Raw genomic sequence first — 11783 nt, forward strand, 5'->3', positions numbered from 1 at the left:
CCTTAAAAATAAGGTTATGTTTTAATTTATAGGCTCAGTTTAATAATGAAATGTTACAGTTGGGCGTCATAAATATTGCAGATTTATTAAATGACAGATTAGTGACAGATTTTTTACAAAGGAGGAAAGGTGATGATGACTTCATCACCGGTTTAAGTTGAATTTAGCGTTATGATCGTACGCAAGAGTTGGCATAAAAATCCTTTTGATATGCACAATGATAACTAACATAACCTGAGCTCGGCTTAACAAATATTTCTCTAGCAACTATTTTTCCTTACTTCTTCGTTAAATTTTTTGCAATAGGCCAGCTATTGACGCGAAATTTGCCTTGAATTAAGAAAAACTATCGAGCTAGAGTGGAGTAATTACAGCTAAGCGCTCTAGTACTTACCAAGATTTAAAACGATGACTAAATTAGTGACTAAAATTGATAACCCACTTGGAACATACTGCCGATACTCATGCCGTCATCGGTATTTCCTGCGGTCACGGAAAAACCTACATTAAATCCAGAATCAGCAATACCGCTAAAAAAATAATGATAACCTAAGCTTCCACCGTATACTGCTTTACGATCATAATTATTAGACTCGCTGCCTATAACACCAACATATACGCTGGCACCATGCTTTGGAGTTTGAAAATCAAAAATATCTGTGCTGACCCAACCAATGCCCGCACCACAGGTTTCACCGTAAATAGTTGAATAGCTAACACAACCTACGGAAATATATTTGATATCAGTAGCTGATTGCATACCGGCATTAATGCCAATCCCACTATAAAAACTGCCTGCGCCTAAACCAAAAGTTAACTTGTTATTGGCTAATACAGAAGATGAAATAACGAGGAGGGTTAAACAAAAAAATAATTGACTAAAAGCTCTTTGAATAGTGTTCAAAAATAATCCTTACTTTATAAAAATGTTAATTTTGCGCTTTATAATTTTTCCTATTAATTTTGCAATTTGGATCAACCTTTTGGGTATCACAAAATGGCTTTTCTGGTTTAACTAATACCTCTTGTCCGTTAGCTCCCACTTTAACGCCTGTACAGGATATTAAAAGGCATGAAATTAAAATAACGAAAAGTGTATTCACTTGCATAAAACGGCTCTCATCCATGTGCAAAAATTAATAAGATCAGAAAGATACACTATTATTGAAATGTTTAAAATAGTTTTTAAGCAATGGCTTAAACGACTGAATTACTCAATAAAGATAAATTTCAGAGTTAAACCATTGCTCAATAAACGTTTAATGAAGTGATAAAAGCCACTTAACTTTTAGGCATCAAATCTAACAGTGCATAAACCGTCGCTTCAACACCCGCCTTTACTGAAGGCTCTGGTGATACTTTAAACTGTGGACTATGATGACTACCCACTTTTTCTCCGCCTGCTTCTGCTCTATCAAAATCAGCTTTAGGTGTGCCACCTACAGAAAAATAAACACTAGGAATGTATGGTTCCATAGTAAAGAAACCAAAATCTTCTGCACCCATGCCCGTTGTCGCTGGAGCAATAAGTGCATCATCCCCCATTTTGTTTGTTAATACTTTTTTTACTCGCTTAGCCATCGCTTTATCATTCATGGTGGGCGGGTAAGAGAATTCATCAACAACCACTTCCGGTAATTTATCTTCGGGCATACCTGCTGTTCGAGCTGTACCTATGGCGATTCGCTCGATGGCAGAAAGTAATTGTGCTCTAACTTCAGGGTTTAAACTTCTTACCGTTAACTGAAGCTCTGCTCGGTCTGAAATAATATTATGTTTAGTTCCTGAATGAAAAGCACCAACCGTTATTACACCAGCATGACGAGGAGCAAGCTCTCTGCTAACAACGGTTTGTAAGTTATTAACAATTTGAGCGGCAATAACAATAGGGTCTTTGCCTTGATGCGGATAAGCACCATGCGCACCGATACCATGAACTATGATGTCGACCATGTCAGCGCCTGCATACGGTGAGCCTTCATCAACGGTAACTTTTCCTGCTACAGAATTAGCATCAACATGAAAGGCTAAAGCATAATCAGGCTGACCAAAACGCTGCCAGAGATTATCATTCATCATGGCGGATGCGCCTGGGCCTTTTTCTTCTGCAGGTTGGCCAATCAACATTAACGTACCTGACCACTCATTTTTGATCGATGCCATGTATCTGGCAGTGCCTACTAAACCTGTAATATGAACATCGTGGCCACAGGCATGCATAACAGGTACAAGATTGCCATGCCAATCTTCCATGATAACTTTTGAAGCATTAGGTAAACCTGAAAGCTCCTTAACAGGTAAGCCATCCATATCAGCACGTACCATTACCGTGGGTCCAGGGCCATTTTTCATCAAAGCAACAATGCCAGTACCACCTACATTTTCAGTCACTGTAAATCCAACGTCAGTTAGCTCTTTTGCTAATCTTTTTGCCGTTTTATGTTCCATTAAAGATAATTCAGGATTCTGATGAAAGTGATCCCACAAAGGGCCTAAATGCTGTTGATAGTCTTTATCAATCGCATCAGATATTTCAGAAGCATAAACGCCGGCTGATGCAGTTAACAATGTACTTAAAATTAACGCTGTATAGGTTTTTTTCATTATTATTATCCATGGTAGAAGAAGGAGGCGTTACAATATTGTTTAAAATTAATGCTACCTCAGTAGCATTAATTAACAGGTAACCATTTTAATCTTGTCGTTATTGGTACGCATTCGCTAATCTTTGGTGATTAGCCATAGCGCATGTAAAACTCCGGGTATATAAAAGATAAGGCATAATACGATATTAATTACTAAATCTTTACCAGCACCACTTTTAAGAAAAACCGCAATTGGTGGTAATAAAAGCGCTAAAAGAATGTGTATTAATTTATTCATGAATACTCTCCATTTTAAACTTAATTAGTGTATACATTTTTTGTTTTTAGATTTTAAACGTTTAACCGTCACCTAACATTGTCTAGGCGTTATTCTACTGTAACAGGTTATTCAACAATTTCTACTTTATGAAAATTCAAGCTTTAGTGAAAGTAATCTGTTCGTGCTTTAAAAACAAAAAAGCTAAAGATAACTATCTGTCATCTTTAGCTTTTTTAGTTCACTATTATTATCGAATTAACTTATCGAATTAACAATAGCTACCTGCGCTATCGCTTAACTGACAAAGCGTTATTCAAAATTCCATTTCAATGCCACTTCAAAACCTACGCCGCGCGTTTCACTGCGAAGTAAGGTATCGTCAAATTCAATACGTTTTTCTTGATCAAGGATGTTAGTCACCTTAAACCTTAACGTTGAAGAGTACGTTGGGTAATAAGTGTAAACTAGATCGAGTGAATGAAACGGTTTTTCGTAGGCATCATCTTTTCCATCAATTCCTGGAATGATAATTCTGTCGCCAAACACGTTATACGCGAGTGTTGCTGAATGATTACCGTTCGGTGCGTCGTAACCAAGGTTAAAGTTAACAACGTACTTAGAATGCCCTGTCATTCTACGATCAGGGTTGGTAATCGTGGTAGATACACCCGTTTGGTCAACAACATTTTGGGTATCGATGCTAATATCAGAATCGCTTAAAGTTAAGTTTCCTGACATAAAGAAGTCTTCGCCAAACTCCCCTAAAAAAGTCACATCTTTTAAAAACTCTAATTCAACACCGTACACTTCACCGTTTTCAGCGTTAGCAATACGAATAAGCGGTGGGCCATCTTGCGCTGGTGATTGAACCGCTTCAATCGGTTTATCCATATCTTTGTAGAATAAACCCACCGAGACATTTTCACCTGTTGTTAAATACCATTCCCAACGCAAATCGTAGTTAAGAATATCGGTACTTTCGACACTTGGCGTACCGCCTATCGGAAAACCTGTTAATGGGTCAAGGTAAGTAGCAGGTGCGACTTCTCTAATATCAGGACGAATGATAGTTTGTGCAACTGATGCACGAAACTGAACTTCTTCGCTCATCATATAGGTTAGTGCAAGTGCTGGGAAAAAATCATCTTGCGCATAAGCAAGCTTTTCTAAATCTTCAGTCGTTGGTTGCGCGGGTAAGTCAAACTGCCCAGTGGCAGGATCAAGCGGAGCAACAACTTGACGGTAATCTTCCCATCGAACACCACCAGTAACACGCCATTGTTCAGCAAATATAACATCGGCTTCGGCATAATAAGCATCTACTAATTGTGCCGAATAATAGTCATCACCGGCAATAGACGTATCACGAATAATCATTTCGTTACCGCTAAGTGCATGATTTAAGATCACTTCATCGGTTAAAATATCACTCATTTGATGACCACTTAAATCAATAGAGTCAAACGCTAAGGTATTAAGATCAATTCGGCGAGCAAATGAATCACGCGATTTCTCAATAAAATCGGCGCCTACTTTAAACTCAATGTCTGCGCTGTCGAGTGTTAATGGAATTGACGCATTAAACCCGTAGTTTTCAACTTTGTCGTTTAAGTCTTGAAAACTATAACGAGATGCCGTAGTGGCTTTTCGTAATGAGCTTTCAGCAACTAAGTCGAACTCTCCATTTTCAATACCATCGCTTGAACCGTCGGCGATAATATAACGGGTTCTAATATTACCGGGTGCATAACGATTAGCAGTGGCATGTGAGTACTTCCAATCTAGCCCTAGGTTAAACAATTGTGGAAAATTATGCGTACCGCGCAATTGATTTGCGATCATTTCACGCTCTTCATAATTAACTTCACTGTCGCGCACACGTAAACCATCGCTTAGCAATACATTATTGGTATTTCCTAATTTTTCTTTAACTTCATCGCGTGTGTCACTTAAATAAGTTGAACTAAAATCAACGCGATGATTGCGTAAGTATTCAAGACCTAAGTTGAGCGTACCCGCCAAACGTACCGAGTGCTCAGTAACTTGTACATCGTCAAAACCTCGCACTAACGACCAAACATCATCTCCTTGATTAACAAAGTCTTGGCCTTCGTATTGGTCTGAGACTTGCCATTGATTATCATAAGAAACTGACGTTAAATAGCCGAATCTGAAATCGCCTGATTCAAAGTTATCACCTAAACTTAAATCGATACCAGTGGTTGGCGAAATCGACTCTAAATAAGGGTCATAATCACGATTTAATTGTGCCGCAATTTCGCGATTTTCTTGCTGCGACAGCTCATTTAATGGGTGGTAGTTCTGCCATAAATTTTTAAGATCAGCTGGTGCAGCTCGAGTACCATCGTCTTTGCCATACCAATCGTTACCGCCACCGTCATAGACAAAGCCATCATCTAAGTTATCTTTGTTGTTGCCTATATTAGCGGAGATATTAAACACAAAATCACTAGGGATAGTTTTCAATCGAATATCAACATTACCGCCACCAAAATGCGCTGGCATTGACACCGAGTATGACTTTTGAACCGATAACGATTCAATAATAGTTGAAGGAAATAAATCTAATGGAATAACGGTGCGTGTTGGATCAGGGCTAGGCACTGCGGCACCATTTAATTGAGTGCTTGAATAGCGTTCCCCTAAGCCACGCACATAAATAAACTTTCCATCAACTAAGGTTAAGCCAGTCATACGACGCAATGCGCCTGCTGCATCACTGTCACCTGTGCGTGCAATTTGTTCAGCACCTAAAATATCAGCGATGAAGGCTTGAGATTTACGCTCTTCAATCACGGCACTCGCGGTGCCTTTTAAGCGGCTAGCTTTAACTACCACTTCTTCTATTGCTTGTTCTTCAACACCATCAAAACTGTCATTAGCCAATGTTTGAAGGCTAGATAAACTAAGCGCGCTAGTCAATATTGCTACTGTTAAACGCGTTAAACTAAATGCTTTAGCGTTGGAGTTCATCATTTGTCCGTTAGGGAGTTTTTGCTTGTTCATTTTTAACCTCATGATAAGGAGAACTGTAAGGTAATTATTGCTTGGGCAATGAATTAAATAAGTAATACATAAATCGTTAATATTCAGCCGTTAACGATGTGCTCGGTAACGGCTGAAACCTTGTGTGACCCCTTTAACTTAAAGGCTTATCACTTTATCCATTACTCTAAACCTACCGTCCAACCTTGCGTCCAGTTATTCTCTGAACTTACCGCACCAACGTGGTCAGCATTGTCAAAGAATGCATCGCCAGTAAAATCTTTAGGTGTAGTCGTATCTATGGTGAAAATACCATTAACCACATCATTTGCTGCTGTCGCGGTGCTATTTGCTGTATTCTGATTTAACACCCAATCTTGCGTATCAAGTAATACAGTGCCATCACTCGCTTTAGCCGATTTGAAGTTTTCATCACAAGCAAATACTGAGTTGCTAATTACCGTGTCGCCAGCAATAGCTTGGTCAACAGTTATTGATGTGGTTGCTCCACCTTCAATTTCAAAACACTCACCCATACCACTTGCGCCTGTTACCACAAAGTTGAATAACTGCGCTTTAGTACCTTCGCGTAAATAAACGCCTTCTGAGTCTTTATCTGCACTGTCGAAACCGTTACCTATAATCGTCATGTTGGCGATTGTTGGGTTAGATTGAGGTAATTTATTAGGTGTAGAACCGTCGTTATCACCCTCAATACCGCGATTTGCTTCACCATTATTTGGTGCATGCTTAACAAGTACATATTGCAGGTTACCGCTAAAGCCGTTATCCCAATCAACACTGTCATCTTTGTTTGATGTTAAAACGACATATTTTGCATTGACCGCGCCACCGAAAAATTCGATACCGTCATCGGCGTTTTCATGTACTTGAATAAATTCAACCTTAGTGCCCGAGCCAACGCCACCAAAGGTAATGCCGTTAAGTTCGTTATCAGGAGCTATTTCATAACCGGCATGCTTAACAACAACGTAGCGTAATGTTCCAGAACTATCGCTGTCATCAGTTCCACCAAATACCGCACCTTCTTCAACACCTTCTACTTGAAGCGCACAATCACTTCCATCTGTTGGACATTTGTTTGATTGAGCATTACCAAGTAAAACAATACCGCCCCATTGCCCAGCACCTGTTGTGCCACCAGCGATATCTTCACTAGAAGTAAAAGTAATTGGTTTAGTTGCTGTGCCATTGGCTTCAATTTTTGAGTCTCGGCTAACAACAAGATAATCGTTACCAGAGCGACCAAAAACAGTTGTGCCTGCTTCAATCGTTAATGTCGCTGAATCAGCTTTATCGTCACCAACAAAAACTGCTCCACTTAAGGCATAAAGGTTGTTAGAGGTTAACGTTAAATCTGAAGTGATTTTCCCTGAAATTTGACAAGTAGTTGTCATGCCATCAGCAGGAGAAATAGCGCTTGTGCCTGTTGGACACCCTTCTACTTCGGCCGTTGCTGTAACTACACCGCCGCCGTAACCAAACGCCCAACCTTGTCGCCAGTCGGTTGTTCCATCAAGTGCGCCAATGTGGCTAACTGTGTCAAAAAATGCATTCTGCGTTGTCGCTACATCTTGCCCGGCATCTGCCGCAATTAGTAAAGACCCACTATCAGGAACACCTGACTCATTAATTAACAATGATGTGCTTATTGTGTTTGAAGCTTCATCAGTAAACCATGTCGCTAAGTCAAGCAATACAGAACCATCGTCTGCTTTTGCATTTTTGAAATTTTCACCATTGCTACAACCCATTACTGAGTTTTGCATAACAATTTTACCGCTATTAGCATTATCAACAGTTACAGAAGAAGTTGCTCCGCCTTCAATTTCTAAACATTCGCCCATTTCCGTTGGACCAGTCACTACGGCATTAATAATGGTTGCCGCTGTACCTTCGCGTAAATAAATACCTTCAGAGTCTTTATCAGCGGTATCAAAGTTATTACCAATAATGGTCATGTTAGCGATAATCGGGCTTGATTGAGGCTCTTTGTCAGGACTTGAACCGTCATTATCACCTTCAATTGCACGGTTAGCTTCGCCAGCATTTTTTGCATGTTCAATGTAAACATGCTGCAACATACCTTTATAACCATTATCCCAATCAACACTGTCATCTTTGTTGGCAGTTAATACCAAATGTTTAACATTTACTGCACCACCAAAGAATTCAACACCATCATCTGCATTCGAGTGAACTTGTAAGTAATCAACGTTAGTGTTTGAACCTACACCCGCAAAAGTTACACCATTTAATTCGTTATCAGGAGCAATTTCATAACCTGCATATTTCACAACTACATATTTTAAGCTACCAGAGTCATCTTCCCAGTCTGTACCGCCAAATACTGCCCCTTCAGATACACCTTCTACTTGTAGCGCACAATCACTTCCATCAGTTGGACATTTGTTTGAAGGCGCACTACCTAGAATTACCACACCACCCCATTGGCCAGCAGCGGTATCTTCACCTTTTACATCTTGTACCGATGTCATAATAATCGGTTGAGTTTTCGTACCCTCAGCCATTATTTTACCGTCACGGTGTATCACTAAATAATCGTTACCCGATTGGCCGAAAATAACAGCACCTGGTTCAATAGTTAATACCACATCATCGGTTGCATCAGCGCCCTGTCCGCCTACTTCTAATGCACCACTTATGGCATACATCACAGGCTTACCGTTGGCACTGGCAACTAACGTGGTGTTTTCTGTAAGTTTTGCATCAAGTACTTGCACTTGAACATCAAAACCTAATGCAGCTGAAACTTCAGTACTTAAGGCCGTATTAGATTTACCTGCAAGCGTGCTATCAGGATCTGTTGGTGTTGTAGGAGCGGGGTTGTTGATAACGGTATCACCAACTGAGTTGTCTACATCTGACGTTAAATTTATATCACCACCACAACCAACTAACGCCAAGCTTAAAGTTAACGCACTAGCAATTGCACTTGTTTTAAATTGTTTTATTTGCATTTTATCTGCTCCACAGTATTACACTGCCATTAAGAGGATTTAAATTTTGCAAACATGTTAAAGTGGAAAAATGACAGTAATGTGGAAGTTTTGTTTCGGTTTTATTGCAATTAGATGGCAGTTAGATTGCAACAATTATTAAAAATTGCTACAAAATATAATAGCTCAGAGATGAAGCTGTAGATAAGACTACCACAGCCAAATAGGTTAAACGGTAATTTTACCAGCTAAATACTGTACCGCTTGGCCAGATATAACAACCTTATCATCAATAACTTGGCAGTAAAGAACACCACCTCGACTGGACGCTTGATAGGCAATCAGATTATTTTTATTTAACTTTTCAGCCCAATAAGGCGCTAATCCCGTGTGTATTGAGCCAGTTACAGGATCTTCATCACCACCATTAGCTGGCCAAAAGTAACGAGAAATAAAATCGTACGCTGTTGATTGTGCCGTTACAACAACATCAAACGGTGCTAATTCGCTTAATAATGCATTATTGGTGGTAACCATTCGAACATCATTTTCGTTTGGATAAACAACAAAGTATGCTTGGTTATTTAATAACACTTCGCTTGGTGCAATCGATAAGCCATTGAGTAAAGCCGCTGGTACATCATCAATTAATTGTGGGCAAGTATTAGGAAAACACATTTCAAAATAACCGTCTTCTTTAGCGGTTACCACTAAATTACCAACCGCTTTCGCATAAAAATGAATCGTATTTACTTCGGTGTTTTTGTCATTATTGTGACAAGACTTAACCATGTTAGCAAAAATAACAAAAGAAGCCGCTAAGGTTGCATGACCACAAAAGTCAATTTCAGTGATTGGCGAAAACCACCGAATTTCATAATGTTGTTGATCTATTATTTTAACAAAGGCGGTTTCAGATAAGTTATTTTCTATCGCAATTTTCTGCATTAACTCATCGTTTAACCAGTGCTCAGTTATAATAACAGCGGCAGGGTTGCCTTTAAAAATAGAGTGAGTAAATGCATCAATCACATTTATGGTTAATTCCATAGTTATTCCTTTAATTGTTTTTTAAGCGGACATTAAACCTTTACAAATTCAGGAGCATATTAAAAGAAATATTAGCCAAAACTTTCTGCTCACTTGTGGGGCTGGTTTAAGCTCATAACGGTCGGTGATATTTAAACTCAGTAAGCTAACATTTACCACAGATGATACCTAATTTAGATACGAATTTTTTTTAATAAATATTCCGCTTCATTATTAAGAGTAAAAAAGCGGAATAATAAAATTACAGATACGAATATACTCAGTAACTGGATTTTAAGATCATCGTAAACAGTCAATGACTACTCACCAGTACATAAAGAGTTGCTTTAAAGATTAGTTACTCATTAAATCTTTAATTAACGTAATTTGTTTTTTTGCTACTTGGTTCTCAGGTTGTAATAAAAGTACTTTTTGGTAGTTGTCTAATGCTTGCTTGTATTGCTTCAAAACAGCATAAGTTTCACCTAGGCTATCAAAGGTATTTGCCACCTCTGGATGCATTTCTGTATTTAATGTAAATACAGCTAAAGCACCCTCGATATTGTTTTGGCTTATTAGTTGATAGCCCCATTCGTTTAATTCACCCACATTAAAAAATATGCCAAATTTATTTTCTATCCTGACAGTTATGTCCATTATATTTTTAAAATTATGTTTAGACACTTCTTCTTTCAATAGCTCAAACGGTACTTGCCATCCATTTTCTTTTTTCATATCCGCTAAATAGATGCTCGCTATTTCATCAACAAATTGAATGGGTAAAGCACCCATCAAGTTGGTCAGTACAATAATCGATAAATCGTCTTCAGGATAAATTATTAGTGTATTTGCATTTCCACCACTGGCACTGACACCTCTATGAGCTTTTCGATTTTCCACTTGCCATCCTATAGCGTAGCCATTTTCAAACGAACTAAACCCTGCTGTACGGCCATTATTTAACACAACAGGGGTCCATAAAGCGTCTAAATTTGATTCATTAATCAAAGAGCCATTTTGTAAAGCAATGACATAATGTGCAAGCTCGTTCGCATTAGTACTCATCCCTGCTGCCGTTCTCATCAGTGGTGCAAATTCACCATTTACTGTCCGTAGTTTACCGTTTCGTCTATAACGGTATTGGCTTGCTTGATTTGGAATTACATCTTCAAGATAAGCAAAACCTGCTTGCTCAGTAAGTGGCATACCGACTTTAGAAAGTTGATTGTGTTTAATGAAATTGGTAAATTCTTGCTTAGCCAACTTGTTAATTATCATCCCTAAAATCACATATCCTGTTTGATTGTACTGAAACTGAGAGTTAACTTTGAACTTTAATGGCTTAGTTTGCACCAATTTCCATGCTGCATTGGGAACATTATTAGCAATTAAATCGATATTACGTCCACTTAGAATATTCGGTAAACCCGAAGTATGAGCAAATAACTGTTTAATTGTAAAGTGGTGCCAAGACATGGGCAGTTCAGGTAAATGCCTACCTATTTCGTCATCTAGGTTGACTTTTTTTTGTTCAACAAGTTGCATGATAGCAACACCGGTAAACAGCTTTGTCATTGAATTGATAGGAAATATTGTTTCGTTAGTAACATTGACAGCATGCTGTAGGTTCGACTGACCATAACCTTGTGATTTAATGATTTTTCCGTTTTGAACTACAGCTAATTGTAATCCTGGAATTTTTCGTTCCACCATGATTTTCTGTATTAAGTCATCTGTTTCATCAGCGTAAACTAGTTGTGCAAGCATATTGCTCATTAAAGCAATTGCGCCAATAGCCGTAATTTTTAATATTTTCAATTTCTTCAGCATTCAATTTATCCTTTATATACTAAACATGAATTCCAATAATAAATATTCCTCTTCTGGGATCATCAAGAAGAG

At 38.6% G+C, this 11783-nt stretch carries 7 protein-coding genes; all 7 read right to left on the reverse strand.

Going from position 1 to position 11783, the window contains the following annotated elements:
* Nucleotides 1-424: 424 nt before the first annotated feature.
* Nucleotides 425-904 (reverse strand): hypothetical protein, encoded by a 480-nt coding sequence (locus AC27G3_RS06855; RefSeq protein ID WP_487120046.1) that lies wholly within the window; start codon nucleotides 902-904, stop codon nucleotides 425-427.
* Nucleotides 905-1281: 377 nt separating this feature from the next.
* Entirely contained in the window at nucleotides 1282-2604 is a 1323-nt protein-coding gene (locus AC27G3_RS06860; protein WP_487120048.1) for a M20 metallopeptidase family protein, read from the reverse strand.
* 117 nt (nucleotides 2605-2721) lie between these two features.
* Nucleotides 2722-2883 carry a YqaE/Pmp3 family membrane protein gene (locus AC27G3_RS06865; RefSeq protein ID WP_487120050.1) on the reverse strand — a complete coding sequence of 54 codons (162 nt, stop codon included), beginning with the start codon at nucleotides 2881-2883 and terminating at the stop codon, nucleotides 2722-2724.
* A 291-nt stretch (nucleotides 2884-3174) separates the two neighbouring features.
* Nucleotides 3175-5859, reverse strand: coding sequence for a TonB-dependent receptor domain-containing protein (locus AC27G3_RS06870; RefSeq protein WP_487120407.1), 2685 nt, complete (start codon nucleotides 5857-5859; stop codon nucleotides 3175-3177).
* 194 nt (nucleotides 5860-6053) lie between these two features.
* Nucleotides 6054-8873, reverse strand: a complete 2820-nt coding sequence (locus tag AC27G3_RS06875; protein ID WP_487120052.1) for a hypothetical protein — start codon at nucleotides 8871-8873, stop codon at nucleotides 6054-6056.
* A gap of 207 nt (nucleotides 8874-9080) precedes the next feature.
* Nucleotides 9081-9902, reverse strand: coding sequence for a PhzF family phenazine biosynthesis protein (locus AC27G3_RS06880; RefSeq protein WP_487120054.1), 822 nt, complete (start codon nucleotides 9900-9902; stop codon nucleotides 9081-9083).
* A 333-nt stretch (nucleotides 9903-10235) separates the two neighbouring features.
* A complete protein-coding gene (locus tag AC27G3_RS06885; protein WP_487120056.1) occupies nucleotides 10236-11711 on the reverse strand; it encodes a serine hydrolase domain-containing protein in 1476 nt (491 codons plus the stop codon).
* Nucleotides 11712-11783: the final 72 nt, after the last annotated feature.

Source organism: Colwellia sp. SU-HH01217 (genome assembly GCF_057543495.1).

Bases quoted from the DNA above. Each gene is read 5' to 3' on its own strand.
- AC27G3_RS06875 (WP_487120052.1), bottom strand. From the start codon at position 8,873: ATGCAAATAAAACAATTTAAAACAAGTGCAATTGCTAGTGCGTTAACT.
- AC27G3_RS06885 (WP_487120056.1), bottom strand. From the start codon at position 11,711: ATGCTGAAGAAATTGAAAATATTAAAAATTACGGCTATTGGCGCAATT.
- AC27G3_RS06870 (WP_487120407.1), bottom strand. From the start codon at position 5,859: ATGAACTCCAACGCTAAAGCATTTAGTTTAACGCGTTTAACAGTAGCA.
- AC27G3_RS06860 (WP_487120048.1), bottom strand. From the start codon at position 2,604: ATGAAAAAAACCTATACAGCGTTAATTTTAAGTACATTGTTAACTGCA.
- AC27G3_RS06880 (WP_487120054.1), bottom strand. From the start codon at position 9,902: ATGGAATTAACCATAAATGTGATTGATGCATTTACTCACTCTATTTTT.
- AC27G3_RS06865 (WP_487120050.1), bottom strand. From the start codon at position 2,883: ATGAATAAATTAATACACATTCTTTTAGCGCTTTTATTACCACCAATT.